Origin of the sequence: Nonomuraea helvata, assembly GCF_039535785.1 — a bacterium.
In the GTDB taxonomy this organism is placed as follows: Bacteria; Actinomycetota; Actinomycetes; order Streptosporangiales; family Streptosporangiaceae; genus Nonomuraea; species Nonomuraea helvata.
The window spans coordinates 90759-113388 of the sequence record NZ_BAAAXV010000005.1 but is presented as its reverse complement, the minus strand read 5'-3'; the positions used below and the strand labels follow the sequence as shown (position 1 = coordinate 113388).

Below are 22630 nucleotides of genomic sequence, written 5' to 3'. Positions count from 1 at the left end.
CGATTAGGGCAAACAACTACCGTGAAACAGGCCCTCCGTGATCTTGCTGCTTTAGTCGCCCGCGTCGGCGTGGGCGGCATCTTCTTCGCCAACGGCTGGACCAAGCTGGAAGACGGGCTCAAGGCCACCGGAGCGAAGTTCCTCGAGCAAGGCGCTCCCGCGCCCGGCGCCTGGGCCACGGTCACCATGCTCACCGAGCTCATCGGCGGCGCGCTGCTGATCGCTGGTCTGGCCGTCTCGATCACCGGGCTGATCCTGTTCGCGGAGGCGCTGGCGGTCTTCCTGGTCGCCCCGCCGCTCAATCCGATCAGCATGAACGAGCTCATCCTCCTCGGGGCCGCCTCCCTCCTGCTCGCCGTGGTGGGCGCGGGACGGGTGTCCGTGGACCACATGGTGGTGATCAGGAGGAGGGAGACGGAGGCGGCGAACGAGTTCGCCGCGGACACGGAGGCCGACCGCGTCATCGCCTCACTCCGCGAACCCGACAAGCCGCTTGCCCCGGACCCGAAGGAGTCCCCGGTGTCCGCCACGGAGGACACGGCCCCGCAGCCGCGCCCCCGCGCCCAGAAGCGGGACACCACACAGGCGGAGGACCCGGCCCCGGCGCCGGGCGACACGCTGGTGGCGGGCCGCAAGAAGCCCCAGCCCCGCACCCGCCGCCCCGCCTCGGACTGACGCACCGACCGGTGTTCACATGCCGGCGGTGAGGCGGGCGACCACCCGCATCTTGTTCATCGCGTCCAGCGCGGCCACCTTGTACGACTCGGCCAGCGTCGGATAGTTGAACACGGCGTTGACCAGGTAGTCGATGGTCCCGCCGCACCCCATGACCGTCTGACCGATGTGCACGAGCTCCGTCGCCCCCGTGCCGAACACGTGGACGCCCAGCAACCGCCGGTCCTCGGGGGAGACGAGCAGCTTGAGCATCCCGTACGAGTCGCCGATGATCTGGCCCCTGGCCAGCTCCCGGTACCGCGAGACGCCCACCTCGAACGGCACCTTGTCCCTGGTCAGTTCGTCCTCCGAGCGTCCGACGAAGCTGATCTCGGGAATGGTGTAAATCCCGATGGGCGGCAGCTCGTGCATGTCGTCGACCGGCTCGCCGCACGCGTGCTGCGCGGCGAGCCGGCCCTGCTCCATGGAGGTGGCCGCCAGCGCGGGGAAGCCGATCACGTCGCCCACGGCGTAGATGTGCGGCACCTCGGTGGCATAGTTGGCGTCCACCGTGATCCGGCCGCGGTCGTCGGCGGCCAGGCCGGCGGCGTCCAGGCACAGCTCGGCGGTCTTGCCCTGCCGCCCGGCCGAGTACATGACGCAGTCGGCGGGGATCTTCTTGCCGCTCTCCAGCAGGGTCAGCGCCCCGCCCGGGCGGCGCTCGACCGCGGCCACGTTCTCCCCGAAGCGGAACGTCACGGCCAGGTCGCGCAGGTGGTACTTCAGCGCCTCCACGATCTCCAGGTCGCAGAACTCCAGCATGCGGTCGCGCCGCTCCACCACCGTCACCTTGGTGCCGAGCGCGGCGAACATGGAGGCGTACTCGATGCCGATGACCCCGGCCCCCACCACGACGAGCGTCTCGGGGATCCGGTCGAGATGCAGGATCGCGTCGGAGTCGATGATCGTCCTGTCGTCGAACTCGACGCTGTCGGGACGGGCGGGCGACGTGCCGGTGGCGATCACGATCTTCTCGGCGGTGATCTTCGTCTCCTCGGTCTTGCCCTCCTCATGCGTGATCCCGACGGTGTGCGGGTCCAGGAAGCGGCCGGTGCCCTGTAACACCGTCACGTGGTTGCGGGCGAGCTGGCTACGGATGACCTGGATCTCCCGGCCGATCACGTGCTGGGTGCGCATCCCGAGGTCGGTGACCGTGATCTCGTCCTTGACGCGGTAGCTGGCGCCGTACAGCTCCCGCTGGTTGAGCCCGGTGAGGTAGAGGACGGCCTCGCGGAGGGTCTTCGAGGGGATCGTTCCCGTGTTGATGCACACGCCGCCGAGCATGTGCCGTTTCTCGACCACCGCGACACGCCTGCCGAGTTTCGCCGCCGCGATCGCGGCCTTCTGCCCACCTGGCCCGGAACCCAGGACCACAACGTCAAAGTCCGCCACACGTCCAGTCTGGGGGCGGCGTGCCGACGGGAAAAGACCTGTCTGCGAGACTCCAGGTATGTTGCGCCCATTTACCGAGGTGGACGTCTTCACCGCCACCCCGTACCACGGAAACGCGCTCGCGGTCGTGCTCGACGGCGAGGGCCTCACGGCCGAGGAGATGCGGCGGTTCGCCTCGTGGACGAACCTCGCCGAGACCACCTTCCTGCTGCCCCCGAGCACACCCGAGGCGGATTACCGGGTGCGGATCTTCACCGCGAGCGAGGAGCTGCCGTTCGCCGGGCACCCGACCTTGGGCACCTGCCACGCCTGGCTCGAGACCGGGGGAGTGCCGCGGAAGGAGGGCGAGATCGTCCAGGAGTGCGGGGCCGGGCTGGTGCGGGTGCGCAGGACCGGCGACGGGCTGGCGTTCCAGGCGCCGCCTCTGGTGAGGTCCGGGCCCGTGGAGGAGCCGCTCGTCCAGAAGATCGCCGACGCGCTGGGGATCGAGCGCGCCGGCATCGTGGACGCGGAGTGGGCGGACAACGGCCCAGGCTGGGTGGCGGTGCTGCTGGCGGACGCCGAGTCGGTGCTCGCGCTGCGCCCCGGCCTCGTCCCGTGCTTCGTGGGCGTGGCCGGCCCGTACCCCGAGGGGTCGCCGTACGACTTCGAGGTGCGGGCGTTCACGCACGCGCACGGCTTCACCATCGAGGACCCCGTGACGGGCAGCCTCAACGCCTCACTGGCGCAGTGGCTGCTGCGCACGGGCCGGGCCAAGGCCCCGTACGTGGCGAGCCAGGGCACGGTGCTCGACCGTGCCGGACGGGTGCACATCTCCACCGACGAGGAGGGGAACGTGTGGGTGAGCGGCTCTGTCGTGACCTGCGTCACCGGCCAGGTCGAGCTGTGAACCGCACCTCGTCGCCCGGCCTGAGCTGGGCGGCGACCGGCAGGTCGGCCTCGCGCACGACGCCGATCACCGGATAGCCGCCGGTCGGCGGGTGGTCGGCGAGGAAGACGATCGGCTGCCCGCTCGGCGGCACCTGGATCGCCCCCGTGACCATGCCCTCGCTCGGCAGCTCGCCCTCCTTGGCCCTGACCAGCTCGGCGCCGCTCAGTCGCACCCCGACGCGGTTGCTGTCCTGGCTCACGGTGTACGGCCGCGCGCACAGCACGCCCAGCGCGTCCGGCGCGAACCAGTCGTCGCGCGGCCCGGGCGTCACCCGCAGCACCGCGGGGCCGGGCTCGGGCGGGGGCGCCAGATCGACGGAGATCTCGCCTTCCGGCGGGCCGACGGGCAGCAGCGTGCCCGCCCGCAGCGGCTCGGGCCCCAGCCCGGACAGCGAGTCGGTGGAGCGGCTGCCCAGCACCGGCTCGACCGCGATCCCGCCGCGTACGGCCAGGTAGGTGCGCAGCCCCCAGGCGGGCATGCCGAGCCGCAGCTCCGCCCCCGACGGCACCCAGAACGGCGCCCCCATCCCCGCCGCAGTGTCCAGAGGCGCGCCCGCAAGTGCCACCCAGGCGCCGTCGTGGAACAGCAGCCGCGCCATCCCCAGCGTCAGCTCGATCCCGGCCAGCCCCTCCGCGTTGCCCACGAGCCGGTTGGCCAGCCGCAGACTCCTCGCGTCGGCCGCTCCCGAACGGGGCACCCCCAAATGCGCGAAACCGGGCCGCCCGAGGTCCTGGACGGTCGCGTACGGACCAGGCGCCAAAACCTCGATCATGCCGGCTCGAACCGCACGCGCATGCCCGGCCTGAACAGGGAGGGCGGGTCGGCCGCCACGTCCCACACCCGCACGGACGTGCGCCCGAGCAACCGCCACCCGCCCGGCGAGGCGGTCGGGTAGACCGCGGAGTACGGCCCCGCCACCGCCACCGACCCGGCGGGCACCGACGTGCGCGGCGTGTCCAGCCTGGGCATCTCCAGCACCGGGTCGAGCCCCGTCAGATAGGCGAACCCCGGGGCGAACCCCAGCCACCCCACCACCAGCTCCCGCCCCGAATGCCGGGAGATCACCTCGTCCACCGAGATCCCCGCCAGCGCCGCGACGGAATCGAGATCCGCCCCGTCATAGACGACGGGAATCGTCACAGCCGCCCCCTCGGCCGCCACCGCGCCGCCCTTGCCGCGCTCCCGCTCCACGACGTCGGCCAGCCGCGCCCGCAACCGCCCCTGATCCGCTCCCGGAGCCAGCACGAGCACGGTCTCGGGCCCCGGCACGATCTCGACGACCTCCGCGGGCCGGTCGGCCCGCAGCGCCGCGTCCAGCCGGTGCGAGAGTTCCAGCGACCCGGTCTCCACGAGCAGCCCGTGCTCCCCGGCCGTACGGATCACGCGAACGCCTGCAGGACCACTCCGGCCGTCAGCAACGCGTCCCGCACCCCCTGTGCCAGCCGGACGGCGTCAGGCGTGTCTCCGTGGACGCAGATGGAACGGGCGGAAATCGGTACCCGGCTGCCGTCGACGGCCGTCACGGAGCCTTCCACGGCCATCTGGCGGGCACGGCCGGCCACGGCGGCGGCGTCGTGGACGACCGCGCCCGGCTCCCTGCGCGGCACCAGCGTGCCCTCGGGGGTGTACGCCCGGTCGGCGAACGCCTCGCTCACCGTCGGGACGCCCGCGGCCGCCGCCACCGCGTGCACCGCGGAACCGGGCAGCGTGAGCACCGGCAGCGAGGGCTCGTAGTCGGCCACCGCGTCGATCACCGCCGCGGCCTGCACCTCATCGCGGCAGATCCGGTTGTAGAGCGCGCCGTGCGGTTTGACGTAGGAGACCCGGCCGCCCATCGCCCTGGCGATGCCGTCGACCGCCGCGATCTGGTAGAGCACCTCGGCGCAGAGCTCCTCCGGCTCGACGTCCATCTCCCTGCGCCCGAAGTGCGCCAGGTCGCGGTAGGACACCTGCGCCCCGATCGTCACCCCGCGGTCGACCGCCGCCGCGCACGTGCGCCTGATCGTCACGGGGTCGCCCGCGTGGAAGCCGCAGGCCACGTTGGCGCTCGTGACGATGTCCAGCAGTGCGAGATCGTCGCCGAGCCGCCAGATCCCGAAGCCTTCGCCCAGGTCGGCGTTGAGGTCGATCACCATGGCAGTAGAGGCTATCTCGGCGCCTCTCCCGGCGTGGCGAACAACGACGGAGTTCCCCGTGCTCAAGGCCGATCGGCCGGTCCGTACCTAGATTTCGTCGGGAATGTCGGCGATGTCGTCGAGGGCGGCCGCCAGCTCGTCCGGGTCGTCGCCGATCCGCTCGGCGATCTCGATCAGCACGTGGAGCACGTCGTGACGGTCGTGGCCGAGGTCCAGCAGGCGCTGCGCGGCCTCCCAGAGCTGCGGCGGGTCGCCCTCCCAGAGCCGGGTGGCGATCTCCTCGTGCCAGGCCAGGTGCTCCTGGTCGATCGCGGACCCGTGGTCGATCTCGAGCAGCGTGCGCCGGTCGGCCTCGTCGGCCGGGTTGAGCTTGTCGAGCTCGATCCCGTTGTGCGTGCCCTGCAGGAACGGGAACGCGAAGGCCCGCCTGGCCAGCGCCGACAGGTCGCCGTCCGGCAGCAGCCGCTCCAGCAGCGGCCGGTCGAGGCCGAACGACGTCGGGTCGCGGTAGGCCTCGGGGAACTTGCCGATCGCCTCCCACACGGCGTCCAGCGTGGCCTTGAGCCCCTGCTCGGGCAGGCCGGTACGGGCGGCGGCGAAGCGCACCCAGGCCGACAGCACGTGCGGCATCGCCTCCTGCTCGGCCACGCTCAGCATCACCTTGCGCGGCAGCCAGTCGAGCAGGAACGTTTCGCACTTGGTCGGGGAGACCCGCAGCGGCCGGCTGAAGTCCTGGTCACAGCCGTAGTCGATGATGTGGTCGGCGCAGCGCGAGGCCGCCGAGGGGTCGGACAGGTGCTCGGCCGCGTCGGAGGCCAGGAACTCCGCCGCCAGCATGGCCCGCCGCTCCCTGCTGTACGGGGCCTCGGTGTGCCGCGGCGCCGGCCGCTTGCGTCCGGGCGGCAGCGCCTTGAGCCTGGCCCTGGCGAAGGCGTGGTAAGCGCTGTAGCTGTCGCTGACGGGCGGCGGCGTCTTCGGCTCACGCGTGGCCTTCATGGCCGACTCCAGCAGCGCCCTGGCCTGGTCGGGCTCGATCTCCTCGAACAGCAGCAGCGGATTGCCCGCCGCCTCGGCCCTGGCCTGCTCCAGCAGCTTGTCGACCTGGGAGGACACCCAGGCGTCGCGGGCCATGCCGCTCATGTTGTAGTCGACGACCATGACCAGCGCGTGGCGGTCCGCCGGGAGCGCGTCCTCGTTCCAGCGGTAGGCGAAGGTGCAGATCACCGTGTCCTGGTCGCCGTACGCGTCGCGGGAGACGTAGCATCCGGCGGGCTTCACCGCGCCCACCCGGTCGGCCCAGCCGGGCCTGGCCACGCCCGACTCCATCATCGCCAGCGCCGCGCCCTCGGCCTTGGCGCCCTGGCGGGCCGTGCCGAGGTAGGCCAGGCAGATCAGCAACGTCAGCGAGGCCGGCGTGCCGGCCTTGGCGGCGTAGTCGACCAGCCCCTCCCCGAGCACCTGCTCGACGTCGCCGCCCCTGACCCGCCTGCCCCACCAGGCACCGATCATGTCGGAGACCATGAGTTCCGCGTCAAGCGGGGTGCGCACGGCCAGCAGCTCGCGAGCCGCCTGCACCATCTCCTTGAACACGTCGTCTGGCGGGGTGCTCTCCCGGGGATCTCGTCGGTGTCGGCGCACGCCCTCACTCTCTCGTATTCCAGGCGTAAACGGTGCGTAGAACTCGGCCTGGTGACCCCGATGTTATCGGGGACTTCCGGATGGGACTTAACTGGACTTTCGGGCCTTCTTTGTCTTACCGGGAACTTCGGGGCGGAGGCGCTGAGTTGACGATCGCGAGCAGGTGCTCGCGAGCGATGCGCTCCACGATCTCCGGCGTCGCGGAGACGCCGAGATGCTGCGCACACGCGCACACGTCGGCCACGCAGCGGTCGATCGTGTCCACGGGCACGGTCAGGAACTCTTCGGCCAGCCTGAGACTGACCGGCTCCCGCAGGAACCGTGTGGCCAGAGCGAGCATAGATGTGAGATTCCTCTGGAGACCCAGGGGCAAACCCCCAGGAATGTCTGCAGGGCGACTTGCGCTCCCATTTCACCTTTTCTCGGGCGAGTGTCAAGGCTCCGCGATGGTTGTGTTCACTTCACCAGGTGTCCATTCATGCGAAGCTGTCTCCATGCGCATCCAGCTCGCCCAGCGGAGCGAGGCAGACGAGCTCCTGGGCCGAAGTCCGCTCGCCCTGCTCGTCGGCATGCTCCTCGACCAGCAGATCCCCATGGAGTGGGCGTTCACGGGTCCGTATACGATTTCCCAGCGGTTGGGGCACGACCTCACCGCCGGGGAGATCGCCTCCTACGATCCGGAGGCGTTCGCCGCGCTGCTGGCCGGCAAGCCGGCCGTCCACCGCTATCCCAAGTCCATGGCGGCCAGGGTCCAGCAGCTCGCGGCCTACCTCGTCGAGCATTACGACGGCCGGCCGGAGAAGATGTGGGCCGACGCGGCCGACGGCAAAGAGCTGTTGAAACGACTGATGGCCCTGCCAGGATACGGCAAGCAGAAGGCCCAGATTTTTCTGGCATTGCTGGGGAAGCAGTTGGGGGTCCAACCGCCAGGCTGGCGTGAGGCGGCCGGACTCTATGGCGAGGAGGGGTCACACCGATCGGTCGCCGACGTGGTCGACGGCGACAGCCTGGCCCGCGTACGGGCCGCCAAGCAGGAGGCCAAGCGCGCGGCCAAGTAGTTGGTGGCCGGGACTCGGCTCCCGGCAATCTGGCGCTGTAACCTGATCTTGCTGCGCAACGTGGAGCGACTTTGACAGGATGCGTAGACCCTAAAGGCGACCGAGCCGCGGCGGGGGCTTCCGTCCGCACCGGCCCATCGCCGATGATGTACTGCAGGATCCGGTCGCCCGGAGCTGCGCTACGCCGATACACAGTTATGGAGATGTGCCGCGTGGGAGACCCTGGCACGCGACGGAGGTGCCGACCATGAGCGCCGAGACCTCCGTTCCCCGTCCCCGGGAGTCGGATGTGGACATCTCAGACTCCGCCCTCTTCAAGGGCATGCTGTCGGAGGCCGAGTTCGCCTTCGCGTTCTTCGACGGCGATGGCCTCATCCACCGGGTCAACGACGTCTTCAGCGACGTCGTCAACGTGCCCGCCGAGCGGCTGGCCGGCAGGCAGCCCGTCGAGGTGCTCGCCGCCGACCTCAGCCAGATCATCACCCACGCCGTGCAGGCCGTCATCGAGAGCGACGCGCCGGTCACCGAGAGCCGCGTGCGCGTGCGGTCGGCGGAGGGCGACACCAGGCACTGGTCGCTGTCGTTCTCGCCGGTCCACGACGAGGCGGGCGAGCTGCGCGCGGTCGCCCTGATCGGGCAGGACGTCACCGAGAGCCGCCAGACCGAGGAGGCGCTGCGCCGCAGCGAGGAGCGCTACCGCTCCCTGGTCGAGGCCCAGTCGCAGCTGGTCTGGATCACCTCGCCCACCGGCGCCGTCGTCGAGGACGCGCCCCAGTGGCGCGCCATCACCGGCCAGGGCCTGGAGGAGTACCTTGCCAGCGGCTGGCTGGAGGTCGTCCACCCCGACGAGCGCCAGCAGACCGAGGAGGCGTGGCGGGAGGCGCTGCGCGGACGCACCATGTTCGAGTGGAACTACCGCGTGCGCACCCGCGCCAGCGGTTACCGCCACTTCGAGGTGCGCGCCGTGCCGATCATCAGGCACGGCAGGGTCGTCGAGTGGGTCGGCGCCAACACCGACGTCACGCCGCAGCGCGAGGCCGAGGAGATGCGCGGCAGGCTGACCGACCAGCTCGGCGCCGCCGCCCTGCGCACCGCCAGGCTCCAGGGCGCCACCGCCCAGCTGGCCGAGGCGCTGACGGTCGAGCAGGTGGTGCAGGTCATCATCGACGTCGGCCGCACCGCCCTGGCCGCCGACCGCTCGGCCGTGGCGCTGCTCGACCCCGACCGCGCGGCGCTCAAGGTGATCAACGGCGAGGGCATCCTGGAGGCCTCCGGGGTCACCGGCGACGAGATCCCGCTGTCCCACTCCAACGTCATGACCATGGCGGTCAACAGTCGCAGGCCGGTCTTCGCCGAGTCGCCCGAGTCGCTGAAGGCTCAGCTGCTCGAGGCGGGCGACGACGAGGAGGTCCTGGCCGGCTTCCTCACCCACGGCGACGAGCGCGCCTGGGTGGGCCTGCCGCTGCTGGCCGCAGGGCGGGCCTTGGGAGCGCTCCGATTCTCCTTCACCAGGCCACAGAAGATCTCCCAGGAGGACGGCGTCTTCCTGGAGGCGCTGGCCGGCCAGTGCGCGCTGGCGGTCGAGCGGGCCACGCTCTTCGAGCGCGAGCACCGCACCGCCGAGACGCTCCAGCGCAGCCTGCTGCCCGACCGCCTGCCCGTGGTCAAGGGCCTGGTGCTGGCCCAGCGCTTCCGCTCGGGCAGCCGCCACGTCCAGGTCGGCGGTGACTGGTACGACGCGTTCGTGCTGCAGGACGGACGGGTCGCGGCGGTCGTCGGCGACGTCATGGGCAAGGGCGTCAAGGCCGCCGCGGGCATGGGCCGCATCCGCAATGCCATGCGGGCGCTGGCGCTGACCAACCCGCCGCCCGCGGCCGTGCTCACCGGCCTCGACCGGGTCTTCGAGGCCACGGAGGAGGAAGAGCAGGTCACGACCCTGGCGTACATGGTCGTCGAGCCGGGCACCGGCGAGGGCACGCTGGCCCTGGCCGGGCACCCGCCACCCGTCCTGGTCTCGCCCCAGGGCACGGCGATCCTGAGCGACGGAGAGCCCGGCACGCCGCTAGGCTGGCCGACCAGCCGCAGGCAGTTCCGGTTCGTGGTGCCGCCCGGCCACACCGCTGTCCTGTACTCCGACGGCCTCGTGGAGAACAGGAAGCGCGGATTGGACGCGGGTTTGGCAGACCTTTGCAGTGTTGTGACCGAAGCGCCGCCTGAGGTGGTAAGTAGTCCGCATATGTTGCTGGACTTCCTGGTTGACCGGATGCTGTCTGGATATGAACAGGATGATGACGTTACCGCGCTAGCTATACACGTCCCGCCAGCCACGAAGAGTGACTGAATGAAACAGTCATAACGGTTGCTTTCGGGTATCAGTGCCCCGCTTCCGTACGCACTACTGTCTCGGTCGGCCTAGGGTGGAGGTCAACCGCCGGGAGGTGGCCGTATGGAGCGCAGGGTCGTGCCACAATGCTGTGCAGGTCCGTCGCGGTCCGCACGGCCTCACCGATCTCCGAGAGAGGCAACAGCCCCCCAGCGGGCATCTGGGTCCATTGTCGCCACGCGTTCGTTCGAGAGGTGTTCGTGTCGCCTGCAAGTTCGACTCGCTCGAAGCCACAAGAGCTGAACGAGCCCGTCATTCAGCGACTGCTCGAGCGTGGGCGCTCGCAGGGTTTCCTCGAGTCTGAGGATGTTCGTCAGGCCTTCGAGGAGGCGGACATCCCCATGTCGCACGCCGCCGCGTTCTTGCGGAACCTCAGCAAAGAGGGCGTGACCGTGGTGGTGACCGCCGCGGATTCGGCTGCGCCGAAGAAGTCTCGTGGTCCAGCAAAGCGCCGCGCCGCCGCCCCCGTCAAGACCAAGACGGCGGCGGCCGCCAAAGAGCAGCAGCCCGAGACCGTGACCGCGGTCGTGGGCGCCGCTGAAGCCGAGCCGGCCGCCAAGAAGGCGGCCCCAGCCAAGAAGGCCGCTCCGGCGGCGAAGAAGGCCGCGGCTCCCGCCGCCGCCAAGAAGGCCGAGCCTAAGAGTGCTGGGCCTGCCGAGACCAAGCCGAAGGCACCCGAGGCCCCCCGGGGCGACGTGGACGACGACGAGGACCTCGAGCTCGACGGCGACGTCGAGCTGGAGGACCTCGAGGACATCGACGTCGACGACGAGGAGATCGTCGCCGAGGGCGACTCCGACGAGGGTGACTCCGACTCCGACGACGACTCCGACGACGAGCCCAAGGCCGCCGACGTCGCCGCGGCGCAGAAGACCGAGGACGAGGTCCTCATCCTCTCCGACGACGACGATGACGCCCCGGTCGCGCAGGTCGCCGCCGCCGGCGCCACGGCCGACCCGGTCAAGGACTACCTCAAGCAGATCGGCAAGGTCCCCCTGCTCAACGCCGAGCAGGAGGTCGAGCTGGCCAAGCGCATCGAGGCGGGCCTGTTCGCCGAGGAGCAGCTGGGCGGCGGGGAGACCGACGGCCTGCCGGTCGACGTCAAGGCCGAGCTGGAGTGGATCGCCGAGGACGGCCGCCGGGCCAAGAACCACCTGCTGGAGGCCAACCTCCGGCTCGTGGTCTCGCTGGCCAAGCGCTACACCGGGCGCGGCATGCTGTTCCTCGACCTGATCCAGGAAGGCAACCTGGGCCTGATCAGGGCCGTCGAGAAGTTCGACTACACCAAGGGCTACAAGTTCTCCACCTACGCCACGTGGTGGATCCGGCAGGCGATCACGCGTGCCATGGCCGACCAGGCGCGGACCATCCGCATCCCGGTTCACATGGTCGAAGTGATCAACAAGCTGGCCCGGGTCCAGCGGCAGATGCTGCAGGACCTCGGTCGCGAGCCGACGCCGGAAGAGCTGGCCCGCGAGCTGGACATGACGCCCGAGAAGGTCGTCGAGGTCCAGAAGTACGGCCGCGAGCCCATTTCCCTTCACACCCCGCTGGGTGAGGAGGGTGACAGCGAGTTCGGCGACCTCATCGAGGACTCCGAGGCCATCGTCCCTGCCGACGCCGTCAGCTTCACGCTGCTCCAGGAGCAGCTGCACTCCGTTCTCGACACGTTGTCGGAGCGGGAGGCGGGCGTCGTCTCGATGCGCTTCGGTCTCACCGACGGTCAGCCCAAGACGCTGGACGAGATCGGCAAGGTTTACGGGGTGACGCGCGAGCGCATCCGCCAGATCGAGTCGAAGACCATGTCCAAGCTGCGCCACCCGTCGCGCTCCCAGGTCCTCCGGGACTACTTGGACTGACCCCTGCCCCACCCGCCGCCCCGCCCGGAGCTTTCCGGCGCGGGGCGGCGGCTTTTCATCCCAGTGTGGCCATGGCCGCTCGGGCCACGCTCCCACCCGCGCCCATCAGGCACCATCCCGCGCCGGGTCCGCGAGGCGTTGGGCGGCGGTGCTCGGCGCGACGTGGTCGGTGGCCGGCGCGCATGGCCGCCCAGCCGATCGCAGTCATCGCCCTCGAAAGGCCCCCGCCATCGGGTTCTCCCTCAAAGCGCCCCCCACGGTGAAGGACTCGCCCGGCGGGAAGGCCACGGATCAGGACGGCTCGGTGACGTGGACGTCGAGGGTCCAGGGGCGCTTGGCGCGGGTGGGTGCGGCGAGGTCGACGGTGTAGCCCAGGGCGTCGAGGGTCTTGGCCAGCTCGTCAGGCGTGCCGGGAGCGGTGTCGTGCCGGAGGAGGGCTCGGGCGATCTCGCCCCGGGTCGCCTTGGCCATGTGGCTGACGACCTTGCCGTCCCGGAACACCCGTACCGTCACCGAACGCTCACCGGCCTGCCAGGCGCCCGCGTACGTGGCCGAACGGAGGTCCACCACCAGCCCCGGCACCCGATCCAGCTCCTTGGCGATCAGCGGACGCCAGAACGCGGCCAGCCCCCCGATGGGCGGCAGATTCACGCCCATGGAGAGGCGGTACGGCGGGATGCGGTCGGTGATCCGCACCACGCCCCACAGGCCGGAGAAGATCAGCACCGACTCCTCCGCCCGCCTCCTGGGCTCGTCCTCGAGGGTGCCGAGGCCGAGGTTGTCGTAGAGGACGCCGGTGTAGAGGCCGGCTGCGGGCAGGGTGGGGGCCGTCTTGAGCGCCGTATTCCTGGCCAGCTCGCCCGCCAGCCCGGGTGTGAGGCCGAGCACGCCGAGGGCGTCGCGGCGCTTGGAAACCCGGATGAGCGCGTTCAGCACGCGCTTGCGGGCCTTGTCGAGGGCGGGGAAAGACAGCTCGCCGACGGGCGGTCCGCTGCCTTCGGAAGCTTTCCCCTCGGACGGCGGCAACAGGATCAGCACGCCCCTACCTTATTGCTCCTGGTAGGAGGCTTCTCCCCGCCGCGTACGGCTACGCGGTGAGCGCTCCCTCCAGCGGCAGGCCCGCTGCGGCCCAGTCCTCGATGCCTTCCCGGTACTTGCGGACCTGGGTGTAGCCGAGGCTCTCCAGGCGGTTGGCGACAGCCTGGCTGTTGTTGCAGGCGGGGTTGCTGCAGTAGGTGACGATCGCGGCGTTCCGGTCGGGCAGCAGCTCCGCGGCGCGATCGGCGACCTCGGCCTCCACCAGCGGGATCGCACCGGGAAGGTGCTGCTTGGCGTAGTAGTCACCACCGAGCGCGTCGATGACGGTGACGGTGCCGGCGTCGATGGCGGCTTTGAGCTCTTCCCGGGTGATGAGTGCGGTCATGGTGTACTCCCAATAAATGGACTGCGGTCCGATTTCTGTCGTTGGGAAATTATCGGACTGCGGTCCGGTTGGTCAAGGAGGCTTCAGGAGGTCGGTTAGGCTGCGCAGGTGAATTTCGACCTCCTTGTCCATGAGGCCTGGCCCGCCTACGAGCAGCACGTTCATGACGGATGGGTGTTCCGTCATGCCGGTGGCGTGACCAAGCGGGCCAACTCCGTGCTCGCTCTGGGCGAGCCCGCCGACCTGGGCGGCGCCATCGAGGCGGCGGAGGCGTTCTACGGGGAGCGCGGGCAGCGTTGTGTCTTCTCGCTGGGTCTGAACGCCACGCCCGGGCTGGATGAGGAGTTGGAACGGCGAGGCTACGAGCTGGTCGACCCGACCGTGGTCATGGCCGGTTCGCCCACTGCCGGCCCGCCTGCGTACAAGGTGAGGATCGAGGACCGGCCGTGGCGGGGCTGGCTGGAGGCGTGGTGGGCCGTGGACGGCCGGTACGGCAGCGGTTTCGAGGACGCGGAGCGCATCTGCACGGGGGTTCCGGCGTGGTACGCGGCGTACGAGGAGGACGGCGTGGCGCTCGCCGTCGGGCGCGCCGTGCCGCAGGGTGAGCTGGGGAATGCGCCGGGTGCGTCAGGAATGTCCCATGGCGACACGCTCGGGATCTACTGCATGGCCACACTGCCTCGGGCCCGCCGCCGGGGATTGGCCCGTGCGGTCCTGCGGGCGCTGGTGCGGCATGCGGACGCCGAGTCCGCCTACCTGGTCACCACCGCCGCGAACCTGACGGCGCAGGCGCTCTATCGCGGCGAGGGCCTGGAGATCGCGGGCCGGTATCACTACCGGGTGCGCTGACTCGCGCGGCCTGCCGCCCCCAAGCGCTTCTCGGTGTACGGACGCACCGAACGGCGGCCCCGGGTGGGCCCGGGGTCGCCGTTCGGTGCGACGCAATATGTGGTTATCTCAGCACGACCAGCGCTGCCTAGCGCTCGTCGTTGGGGGCAATTGAAGGGGTTTCGCTGAGTCGAGCCGACTCGTCCAGGATGTCGGCGCCCTTTTCGCGCAGCGCTGCAATGTGCTGACGCCCGTGATGGGCGCAGAACAGCAACTCCCCACCCACAGGCAGGGTCGCGCGAATGTAGGCCTGGGCGCCGCAGCGGTCGCAGCGGTCGAGGGCCGTCAGCGGCTTAACGGGGGCGAGAGCTCCAGTCACGTATCGCCTTTCGGGTCACCCCCGCCGAAGCGAGGATCTGGCGTCAGTCACTTGGAACAACATCTAACCGGACGTGGACGTTCCCAACCGCGCCCTCGCTACGCCCAGAGCGGAATGTGTCCCAAAGTAATGACGATCAGCCGGTTGGTAACGGCAAACGTGTCGGCGTGGCAAGCTTGTACGCGCGCGTGCGGGAAGAACGGTAGGCTACGCACACGTGTTCGATGCCTAGACCAGGGGAGCTGGAGTGACGCTAGTGGAGGCGGGTTACACGGCTCGTCACCTGTCGGTGCTTGAGGGGCTGGAAGCAGTCCGCAAGCGGCCCGGCATGTACATCGGGTCCACCGACAGCCGCGGGCTCATGCACTGCCTCTGGGAGATCGTGGACAACGGCGTCGACGAGGCACTCGCAGGGCACTGCGACCGCATCGAGGTCGAGCTCTACCCGGACGGCTCCATCGAGGTGCGCGACAACGGCCGGGGCATTCCCGTTGACATCCATCCCAAGACCGGCCTGGCCGGGGTCGAGCTCGTCTACACCAAGCTGCACGCGGGCGGCAAGTTCGGCGGCGGCTCCTACGGCGCCTCCGGCGGCCTCCACGGCGTCGGCGCCTCGGTGGTCAACGCGCTGTCCGCACGCCTGGACGTCGAGGTCGACAGCGGCGGCCGGGTGCACGAGATCAGCTTCCGCCGCGGCGTCCCCGGCGTCTTCGACGGCCCCGGCCCCACCGCGAAGTTCAAGAAGAAGTCCGGGCTCCGGATCGGCGACACGATCCCCAAGAACGTCACCGGCACCCGCGTGCGCTTCTGGGCCGACAAGCAGATCTTCCTGCCCGACGCCGAGGTCTCGCTCGACGAGATCCACGTGCGGCTGCGGCAGACCGCGTTCCTGGTGCCCGGCCTGACCCTGGCGGTCGTCGACAGCAGGCACGAGGAGCGTGTGGAGGAGGAGTTCCGCTTCGACGGCGGCATCTCCGAGTTCACCGAGTTCCTGGCCCGCGACGAGGCCGTCTGCGACGTGCTGCGTCTGCAGGGCGAGGGCCACTTCCACGAGACCGTGCCGGTCCTCGACGACCAGGGCCACATGACGCCCACCGAGGTGCAGCGCGAGCTCACCGTCGACGTGGCGATCCGCTGGGGCAAGGGCTACGAGTCGACCGTCCGCTCGTTCGTCAACGTGATCTCCACCCCCAAGGGCGGCACCCACGTGACGGGCTTCGAGCGCGGCCTGGTCCGCACGATCAACGAGCTGCTGCGCGAGACCCGCCTGCTGAAGAACGGCGACGACCCCGTCACCAAGGACGACATCTCCGAGGGCCTGACCGGCGTGGTCACGGTCCGGGTGCCGGAGCCGCAGTTCGAGGGCCAGACCAAGGAGGTGCTCGGCACCTCGGCGGCCACCCGCATCGTCTCGCACGTGGTCTCCCGCGAGCTGAGGGAGCTGTTCACCAACCCGCCGCGCGGCTACAAGCAGCCGCTCCGCGCCGTTCTCGAGAAGATCGTCGCCGCGGCCAAGGCCCGCATCGCGGCCCGCGAGCACCGTGACAACCAGCGCCGCAAGAGCGCCCTGGAGAATTCCGCGCTCCCGGCGAAGCTGGTCGACTGCCGCAATGACGCGGTGGACCGGAGCGAGCTGTTCATCGTCGAGGGTGACTCGGCGCTCGGCACGGCCAAGCTGGCCCGCGACTCGGAGTTCCAGGCGCTGCTGCCGATCCGGGGCAAGATCCTCAACGTGCAGAAGGCGTCCATGAGCGACATGCTCAAGAACGCTGAGTGCGCCGCCATCATCCAGGTGGTCGGGGCCGGGTCCGGGCGCTCGTTCGACATCGAGTCCGCCCGCTACGGCAAGATCATCCTCATGGCCGACGCCGACGTCGACGGCGCGCACATCCGCTGCCTGCTCCTGACCCTCTTCCATCGTTACATGCGGCCGATGGTGGAGGCGGGGCGTGTGTTCGCCGCGGTGCCGCCGCTGCACCGCATCGAGCTGACCAACCCCGGCCGGGGCAAGGAGAAGTACATCTACTGCTACTCCGACGGCGAGCTGCAGAAGGTGCTGCGGGATCTCGAACGGCGCGGCAGGCGATGGAAGGACCCGGTGCAGCGGTACAAGGGTCTGGGCGAGATGGACGCCGACCAGCTGGCCGAGACGACCATGGACCCGCGGCACCGCATCCTGCGCCGGGTCCGCATCGAGGATGTCGAGGAGGCCGAGGCCATCTTCAACCTGCTGATGGGCAGCGACGTGGCGCCCCGGCGGGAGTTCATCGTCAAGAGCGCCGCCGAGGTGGATCGCGACCACATCGACGCCTGACGATCCGCCCGGCTGTCGGTCCCGGCGCGCATGGTGAGGACTGCCGGGGCTTGGCGCTGGTCAACGCCTTCGCGCGCTTGTGCAGGGCCGGTGCCTCGACCGGTGACGTGCTCGTCGTAGGCAGCGGGTGGACCATGGGGCCAGGAACGGCGTACGGCGCCAGGAGGCCCACAGGGGCGCGGCCGCCGGCGCATGCGGCCGCGTAGGAACGCCTCAGAGGCGCCTGTAGGGCCGTGTGGCGGCTGTTCTCAAGGGATTCCGCTCCAAGGGGCTCCCCGTGCGCTCCGGGGGGCTCTGAGCGCGGTGGTTTGCGTGCCCGGTCATGCTGTGCGGCCACTCGTCCCGTGCCGCCGCCCACAACCGGGCACCTGTCGTACGTGAAGGAGCTCAGAACGGCGCAGGGGTCAGGCGGCCGGTGCGGACGTCGTAGATGGCGCCCGCCACCGGCATCCCCTGAGGCAGGAACGGCGTGGACCTGATCCGGGTGAGGTCGTGGCGGAGCGCCTCGTTCTGGTCGGGCACCGTGTGGAACTCCAGGCTGCGGGTGTCCACCCCGCGTTCCTGGGTCAGGGCGTGTACGTCCGGGTCCGTGACCTTGGCCATGCCGCAGTCCGTATGGGGCATGACGAGCACGCGCTCCACCCCGAGCACGTAGACGGCCAGCACCAGGGTGCGTAGCACGTCGTCCGTCACCCGGGCCCCGGCGTTGCGGAGGATCTTGGCGTCGCCGGCTTTCAGGCCGAGCAGGCCGAGCGGGTCGATGCGGGAGTCCATGCAGGTCACCACGGCGAGCCCGCGAGCGGCGCGGCCGGTGAGCCCGGAGTTGGCGAACCTCTTGGCGAATTTCGCGTTGGCGGCATACAGGTCGTCGAACGCACTCATGCCACAAATGATGCCCTGTGCCCCATAGCTGGTGGTGAACGGGGTCGCGACTGGCTGGAGTTGGCAAACATCCCACGAAAGCGCGTGACTTTGCGTGATGATGTCGTAGCCCTTTGTACGTGATCGAAGAAGGTCTGTCGTGAGTAGGTCCGAATCGCTCGCCGCGTATCTCCGTGCCCAGGCATGGCGCCGCCTCGACCGCGTGGAGTCCAAGGACGAGGGCCGCAACGCCAGGACAGCCCTGGCTCTCCTCGACACCGCCGCCTACGCGGCCAGGCTCCCCGACGACGACCCGCTGATCCTCATGCTGGATCAGGCGGGCTGCTTCGGGCCCCTGGGCTGTGAGGGCTTCGACCCCGGCGAGGCGGGCAACCGGCTGGTCCGCCACTGGCAGGGCGGCGAGCCGCACGAGCTGCTGCTCGCGCTCCCGTCCGCCATCAGCGCCGCCAGCCAGTAGCCGCCGACGGAAACGGTGTGCACGCGGATCACGCGGGTGCGTTGCCCGGTTTCCACTTGATGCCGCAGCCCAGTGACGGGTTCTGCTCCTCGGGCACCGGCCGGCCGTCGAGCACGGCGTCGATGGCCGCACGGAGCGACTCCCCGGTCACCGGCAGCGCGTTGCCCGGCCTCGCGCCGTCGAACTCACCCCGGTAGACGAGCCGGAGCTGCGCGTCGTACAGGAAGAAGTCCGGCGTGCACGCCGCCCGGTACGCCTTGGCCACCTCCTGGGTGTCGTCCAGCAGGTACGGGAACGTGAACCCGGCCCGAGCGGCCTGCTCCGCCAGGTGTGTCGGATCGTCGTCCGGGTAGTTCACGCTGTCATTGCTGCAGATCGCGACGATCGACAGCCTGGCGCCGTAGTCGGCGGCAAGGGCGCCGAGGCCTTTCTCGATGTGCCGCACGTACGGGCAGTGGTTGGAGAGGAAGACCACGAGGGTGGCGGGAGAATCTTTGAGGTCTTCGAGCGATACGCTGCCGCCGTTGATGGCGGTCAGGTCAAAGGCGGGCGCTGGAGTGCCCAGCGGCACCATGAACGAGTTGGCAGCCATGGCATTCATTCTTGTCTGACGCTGTCCCGGCAAAACGACCCTGAGAGGTGAATCGAGTGAGCGGCATCGCGGAGTTCCGCACCACCGTGCTGGACTGTCCCGATCCGAGGGCCCTGGCCGAGTTCTACTCGCGCGTGCTGGGCTGGCCCGTCACGTACGCCGACGACGAGTGGGTGGTGGTGAGCGACGGCGGGTCCCCCAAGCGGCTGGGGTTCCAGCTCGCGCCCGACTTCCGGCCCCCGACCTGGCCCGATCCCGAACGGCCTCAGCAGCTCCACCTCGACCTGACGGTCACCGACATGGACAAGGCGGAGAAGCAGGTGCTCGAGATCGGCGCGACCAAGCACGAGCACCAGCCCAGCGAGGACGACAGCTTCCGGGTGTTCCTGGACCCGGCGGGGCACACGTTCTGCCTCTGCAAGGACTAGCGGAGCCTGCCCCGGGCCCGAGGAGACCGGCCGCCTCCTGGGGAAGAGGGGCTGACCCCGCGCCGCGCGGGGTCAGCCCCTCTGTCGTTTCAGCGGGCGGCCTGGGCCAGCAGGTCCGCCGCCTTGCGCAGGTTGCCCGCCGCCAGCTCGTGGTCGGCCGACGCCTGCAGGTCGGGGCGCCTGCCCGCGCTCTGCGCGATGTCCCTGGCCACCGACACGACGGCGTCGTCCACGGCGTACGTGTCGGTCTTCGACCGTTCGAGCAGCGCCGCGGCCGTGCCCAGGACAGCCAGGACGGCGCGCGCGTCACGTACCGACCCGTCGGCGTTCCAGCTGCGCCCGGACAGCGTCAGGACCGCCGCCGCGGCCTTGGAGGCCCCGTCACCGGAGGCGAGCCGGTCGCGCGCGGCCTTGAGCCGGTCACGGGGCCGGTCGGTGCGCAGCCCCCACCCGTACGGCCAGAGCGGGTCGTACGCGGCGTCGCCCACGTTGATCGGCACCTGCTCCACCGAGCGGAACCAGGTGAACGGCAGCCGCCCGGTGTACGGGACCGCGCCGAACAGCGGGTCGGCCACGCCGTCGCCCTCGGTACCCGGCAGCCAGGAGGCCACCACGGCCTCTACGCCCGACAGGTCGCCGAGCAGCAGCGGACGCCCCGAGACGACCAGGACGACGCACTTCATCGCCCCGCACACCTTGTCGATCGCCGCCCGGTCGGCGGCGGCCAGGTTCAGCGTGCGGCCGGCGCGGCCCACGTCGCCCTGGCCCTCGGCGTAGGGAGTCTCGCCCACCACCACGACGCCCACGTCGTGCCCGGACAGGCCGGCGGAGGCGTCCTTCGAGTAGGTCACCGAGGCGGCACGGGAGCGGATCGCCTGCAGGATCGTGGTGCCGGGGGTGATCGGCCCCGACGAGCCCTGCCAGCTGATCGTCCAGCCGCCGGTCTGGTTGCCGAGGTCATCGGCGTTCGAGCCGGCCACGTAGACCTTGGCGTCGCGGCGCAGGGGCAGCAGGCCGCCGTCGTTCTTCAGCAGCACCTGCGACCTGGCCGCGGCCGCGCGCGCGACCGCCCGGTGCGCCGCGGAGCCGACGTCCGCGATCCCCGACCGGTCGGCGTACGGATGCTCGAACAGCCCCAGCCTGAACTTCTGCGTCAGGATCCGCGCGACCGCGTCGTCCACGCGCCGCACGGGCACGCGCCCGGCCTCCACCTCGGCCGTCAGCGTGCTCTCGAACGCCGGGTAGGCGTACGGCACCATGATCATGTCCAGCCCGGCGTTGATCGAGGTGCGCACGTCGCTCGCGTAGTCGCCGGGGATCTGGTCGATGGCCTGCCAGTCGCTGATCACGAACCCCTTGAAGCCGAGCCGGCCCTTGAGCGCGTCCGTGATCAGCTCCTTGTGGGCGTGCATCTTGAGCGGGCCGTCGCCGAAGTCCACGCTCGAGAACGACGGCATGACGGTGGCCACGCCCCGCTTGACCGCCTCCTTGAACGGCGCCAGGTGGATCGCCTCCAGCTCCTGACGGCTGACCTTGGTGACGCCCTGGTCGATGGTGTAGTCGCCGCTCGTCGAGGAGCCGTACGCGGTGCCGCCGTCGCCGACGTAGTGCTTGGCGGTGGCCAGCACGCCGTTGTCCTGGAGGCCGTCGATGATCGTGGTCATCCGCGACACCAGCGCCGGGTCCTCCCCGAACGACTCATACGCCCGGCCCCACCGGTCGTCGCGTGACACGCACAGGCACGGCGCGAAATCCCACGGGATGCCGGTGGCCTTCACCTCTTTTGCGGTGATCTCGCCCTGCCGCTTCACAAGGTCGGGGTCGCGGGTGGCGCCCATGCCGGCGTTGTGCGGGAAGATCGTCGCGCCGGCCACGTTGTTGTGGCCGTGTACCGCGTCCACGCCGTAGATCAGCGGCACCTGGAGCCGGGTCCGCTGCGCCTGGAGCTGGAACGCGTCGATCATGTCGGCCCACGCCTCCGGGGTGTTGGGCGCGGGGGCGGAGCCGCCGCCCGACAGGAGCGAGCCGAGCGCGTACGTGGCGATGTCGCTCTGCTTGCCCAGCGCGTTGCGCTCGGCCTGCGTCATCTGCCCGATCTTCTCCTCCAGCGTCATCCGCTGGAGCAGGTCGGCCACGCGCTCCTTGACGGGCTTGCGGGGATTCGCGTACGGGAGACCGTGCGCGTTGATCACGACGACCGGCGCCTCGGCCGGGGGTCTGGTGCCGGCGCCGGACAGCTCGATCGGGATGGTCTCGGCCACCTCGTCCTGGCCGTCCTTCAGCGTCGCGATCGTGAACGACCTGGCGGCCCCGGAGGCCGTTCCCGCCGGGAACGTCAGGGTGCCTTCAGCGGGCGTGTAGTCGCTGCCGGGGGTGGCGGTGCCCGTACCGGTCCGGTAGTTCACGGCCAGGTCGGCGGGCAGGGGGCGGCCGGTGGCGGTGGTGACGGTGACGATCACCTTCGCCTCGCCCTTCTCGTTCACCGGGTAGACGGGCCTGTCGGTGGAGAGCCTGGCGGGGCGTGGGGGAGCCGTCCCGTAGAGCTCGACCTGGTCCCATTCCAGCGTGCCCTGCGCGGTCGGCAGCCGCATCGAGTAGCCCCACATGGCCACCAGATCCAGCTCGCCGTCCGTGGGGGCGCCGCCGGGCTGGTAGTCGGCGCGCCTGGTGAAGCTGGAGAACGGCACCTTCACCTGCCGCCAGCCCGCCGCGTCGTCGGTGAACGACGACTCGAACAGCTCGGCGGCGCCCGCTCCGGCGCCGCCGTCCTTGATCTCGAAAGAGATCTTCTGGCCCGAGCCCGCACCCTTCACCCAGAAGGAGAAGCCCTCGTACGGGGACCAGTCCTGCGCGGCGGCCAGATCGTGCGACCATCCGCCCCATTGGCTCACGTTGTACACGGACTTGAGCACCCGGTTGGCCTCCGCCGCCCCTGGCCGGTCCGGTCCCGGCTCGACCGTGAGCGTGGGGGTCGAGGCCGCGTCGTTGCCCCAGGCGTACACGCCGGTGGGAACGGCGTCCGACTCGAAGTCGGTGATGGTGCCCGGCTCGGCGGCCACGGCGGCGTGCGGTGCGACGATCAGGGACGCGACCAGGGCGAGGGCCGCCCATAACGGGGTTCTGGATCGGGACACGGTACCTCCGGCTGGCAAAGAGAGCGCTCTCAGAGGAGATCGGCGGCGGGAGGCATTTCATAACAGCGGGCCGCCGCCGGACC

At 70.4% G+C, this 22630-nt stretch carries 21 protein-coding genes; 9 read left to right on the top strand and 12 right to left on the bottom strand.

Annotated elements, in window-relative coordinates:
- The first annotated feature begins 21 nt into the window (after window positions 1–21).
- Window positions 22–675 carry a DoxX family protein gene (locus ABD830_RS19865; protein ID WP_344989182.1) on the top strand — a complete coding sequence of 218 codons (654 nt, stop codon included), beginning with the start codon at window positions 22–24 and terminating at the stop codon, window positions 673–675.
- Between the two features lie 15 nt (window positions 676–690).
- Here ABD830_RS19865 and sthA read toward each other — a convergent pair whose 3' ends face one another.
- Window positions 691–2106, bottom strand: coding sequence for a Si-specific NAD(P)(+) transhydrogenase (gene sthA / locus ABD830_RS19860; protein WP_344989179.1), 1416 nt, complete (start codon window positions 2104–2106; stop codon window positions 691–693).
- A gap of 58 nt (window positions 2107–2164) precedes the next feature.
- Between sthA and ABD830_RS19855 the strand changes: the two genes are divergently transcribed.
- Window positions 2165–2995: a PhzF family phenazine biosynthesis protein gene (locus ABD830_RS19855; RefSeq protein ID WP_344989176.1), complete on the top strand. Its 831-nt coding sequence runs from the start codon at window positions 2165–2167 to the stop codon at window positions 2993–2995.
- Here the strand turns inward: ABD830_RS19855 and ABD830_RS19850 are convergent.
- From ABD830_RS19850 to ABD830_RS19830, 5 genes are all read right to left on the bottom strand, one after another.
- On the bottom strand, window positions 2973–3809 hold the full coding sequence (locus ABD830_RS19850; RefSeq protein WP_344989173.1) for a 5-oxoprolinase subunit C family protein: 837 nt from the start codon (window positions 3807–3809) through the stop codon (window positions 2973–2975). The two genes, ABD830_RS19855 and ABD830_RS19850, sit on opposite strands and share 23 nt — an antisense overlap.
- Window positions 3806–4420 (bottom strand): 5-oxoprolinase subunit B family protein, encoded by a 615-nt coding sequence (locus ABD830_RS19845; RefSeq protein WP_344989171.1) that lies wholly within the window; start codon window positions 4418–4420, stop codon window positions 3806–3808. The genes ABD830_RS19850 and ABD830_RS19845 overlap by 4 nt, the downstream gene beginning before the upstream one ends.
- On the bottom strand, window positions 4417–5172 hold the full coding sequence (locus ABD830_RS19840; RefSeq protein WP_344989168.1) for a LamB/YcsF family protein: 756 nt from the start codon (window positions 5170–5172) through the stop codon (window positions 4417–4419). Before ABD830_RS19840 ends, ABD830_RS19845 begins: the two co-directional genes overlap by 4 nt.
- An 87-nt stretch (window positions 5173–5259) precedes the next feature.
- Entirely contained in the window at window positions 5260–6750 is a 1491-nt protein-coding gene (locus ABD830_RS19835; protein WP_344992923.1) for a hypothetical protein, read from the bottom strand.
- Window positions 6751–6925: 175 nt separating this feature from the next.
- Entirely contained in the window at window positions 6926–7150 is a 225-nt protein-coding gene (locus ABD830_RS19830; RefSeq protein ID WP_185078019.1) for a hypothetical protein, read from the bottom strand.
- 154 nt (window positions 7151–7304) lie between these two features.
- Between ABD830_RS19830 and ABD830_RS19825 the strand changes: the two genes are divergently transcribed.
- The 3 genes from ABD830_RS19825 to ABD830_RS19815 all read left to right on the top strand — a co-directional run bounded on the left by ABD830_RS19825 (window position 7305) and on the right by ABD830_RS19815 (window position 12110).
- Window positions 7305–7868: an HhH-GPD-type base excision DNA repair protein gene (locus ABD830_RS19825; RefSeq protein WP_344989161.1), complete on the top strand. Its 564-nt coding sequence runs from the start codon at window positions 7305–7307 to the stop codon at window positions 7866–7868.
- Window positions 7869–8115: 247 nt separating this feature from the next.
- Complete coding sequence (locus tag ABD830_RS19820) at window positions 8116–10209, top strand: SpoIIE family protein phosphatase (RefSeq protein ID WP_344989158.1); 2094 nt, start codon at window positions 8116–8118, stop codon at window positions 10207–10209.
- A gap of 242 nt (window positions 10210–10451) precedes the next feature.
- Complete coding sequence (locus ABD830_RS19815; RefSeq protein ID WP_344989156.1) at window positions 10452–12110, top strand: RNA polymerase sigma factor; 1659 nt, start codon at window positions 10452–10454, stop codon at window positions 12108–12110.
- A 291-nt stretch (window positions 12111–12401) separates the two neighbouring features.
- Here the strand turns inward: ABD830_RS19815 and ABD830_RS19810 are convergent, their stop codons facing one another.
- Both ABD830_RS19810 and ABD830_RS19805 read right to left on the bottom strand, forming a co-directional pair.
- Window positions 12402–13148 carry a YaaA family protein gene (locus ABD830_RS19810; protein ID WP_344989153.1) on the bottom strand — a complete coding sequence of 249 codons (747 nt, stop codon included), beginning with the start codon at window positions 13146–13148 and terminating at the stop codon, window positions 12402–12404.
- A gap of 49 nt (window positions 13149–13197) precedes the next feature.
- Window positions 13198–13533, bottom strand: a complete 336-nt coding sequence (locus ABD830_RS19805; protein ID WP_344989150.1) for a rhodanese-like domain-containing protein — start codon at window positions 13531–13533, stop codon at window positions 13198–13200.
- Window positions 13534–13641: 108 nt separating this feature from the next.
- On the opposite strand from ABD830_RS19805, the gene ABD830_RS19800 reads away from it, so the two are divergent.
- Entirely contained in the window at window positions 13642–14382 is a 741-nt protein-coding gene (locus ABD830_RS19800) for a GNAT family N-acetyltransferase (protein WP_344989147.1), read from the top strand.
- A gap of 127 nt (window positions 14383–14509) precedes the next feature.
- On the opposite strand, the gene ABD830_RS19795 is transcribed toward ABD830_RS19800, so the two are convergent.
- Entirely contained in the window at window positions 14510–14740 is a 231-nt protein-coding gene (locus tag ABD830_RS19795) for a DUF7455 domain-containing protein (RefSeq protein WP_043614520.1), read from the bottom strand.
- Between the two features lie 247 nt (window positions 14741–14987).
- On the opposite strand from ABD830_RS19795, the gene ABD830_RS19790 reads away from it, so the two are divergent.
- A complete protein-coding gene (locus ABD830_RS19790; protein WP_344989144.1) occupies window positions 14988–17054 on the top strand; it encodes a DNA gyrase/topoisomerase IV subunit B in 2067 nt (688 codons plus the stop codon).
- 387 nt (window positions 17055–17441) lie between these two features.
- Here ABD830_RS19790 and ABD830_RS19785 read toward each other — a convergent pair whose 3' ends face one another.
- The gene (locus ABD830_RS19785; RefSeq protein WP_344989141.1) at window positions 17442–17936 is read right to left on the bottom strand and encodes a beta-class carbonic anhydrase; all 495 of its coding nucleotides are present in this window, start codon (window positions 17934–17936) and stop codon (window positions 17442–17444) included.
- 139 nt (window positions 17937–18075) lie between these two features.
- On the opposite strand from ABD830_RS19785, the gene ABD830_RS19780 reads away from it, so the two are divergent.
- Window positions 18076–18393, top strand: coding sequence for a hypothetical protein (locus ABD830_RS19780; protein ID WP_344989138.1), 318 nt, complete (start codon window positions 18076–18078; stop codon window positions 18391–18393).
- Between the two features lie 28 nt (window positions 18394–18421).
- Here ABD830_RS19780 and ABD830_RS19775 read toward each other — a convergent pair whose 3' ends face one another.
- Window positions 18422–18985, bottom strand: coding sequence for a thioredoxin family protein (locus ABD830_RS19775; RefSeq protein WP_344989136.1), 564 nt, complete (start codon window positions 18983–18985; stop codon window positions 18422–18424).
- Between the two features lie 56 nt (window positions 18986–19041).
- Between ABD830_RS19775 and ABD830_RS19770 the strand changes: the two genes are divergently transcribed.
- Entirely contained in the window at window positions 19042–19413 is a 372-nt protein-coding gene (locus ABD830_RS19770; protein WP_344989134.1) for a VOC family protein, read from the top strand.
- 89 nt (window positions 19414–19502) lie between these two features.
- Here ABD830_RS19770 and ABD830_RS19765 read toward each other — a convergent pair whose 3' ends face one another.
- A complete protein-coding gene (locus tag ABD830_RS19765; RefSeq protein WP_344989131.1) occupies window positions 19503–22547 on the bottom strand; it encodes a glycoside hydrolase family 3 N-terminal domain-containing protein in 3045 nt (1014 codons plus the stop codon).
- Window positions 22548–22630: the final 83 nt, after the last annotated feature.

Bases quoted from the DNA above. Each gene is read 5' to 3' on its own strand.
- ABD830_RS19855 (WP_344989176.1), top strand. From the start codon at position 2,165: ATGTTGCGCCCATTTACCGAGGTGGACGTCTTCACCGCCACCCCGTAC.
- ABD830_RS19850 (WP_344989173.1), bottom strand. From the start codon at position 3,809: ATGATCGAGGTTTTGGCGCCTGGTCCGTACGCGACCGTCCAGGACCTC.
- ABD830_RS19840 (WP_344989168.1), bottom strand. From the start codon at position 5,172: ATGGTGATCGACCTCAACGCCGACCTGGGCGAAGGCTTCGGGATCTGG.
- ABD830_RS19835 (WP_344992923.1), bottom strand. From the start codon at position 6,750: ATGGTGCAGGCGGCTCGCGAGCTGCTGGCCGTGCGCACCCCGCTTGAC.
- ABD830_RS19830 (WP_185078019.1), bottom strand. From the start codon at position 7,150: ATGCTCGCTCTGGCCACACGGTTCCTGCGGGAGCCGGTCAGTCTCAGG.
- ABD830_RS19825 (WP_344989161.1), top strand. From the start codon at position 7,305: ATGCGCATCCAGCTCGCCCAGCGGAGCGAGGCAGACGAGCTCCTGGGC.
- ABD830_RS19820 (WP_344989158.1), top strand. From the start codon at position 8,116: ATGAGCGCCGAGACCTCCGTTCCCCGTCCCCGGGAGTCGGATGTGGAC.
- ABD830_RS19805 (WP_344989150.1), bottom strand. From the start codon at position 13,533: ATGACCGCACTCATCACCCGGGAAGAGCTCAAAGCCGCCATCGACGCC.
- ABD830_RS19785 (WP_344989141.1), bottom strand. From the start codon at position 17,936: ATGAGTGCGTTCGACGACCTGTATGCCGCCAACGCGAAATTCGCCAAG.
- ABD830_RS19775 (WP_344989136.1), bottom strand. From the start codon at position 18,985: ATGGCTGCCAACTCGTTCATGGTGCCGCTGGGCACTCCAGCGCCCGCC.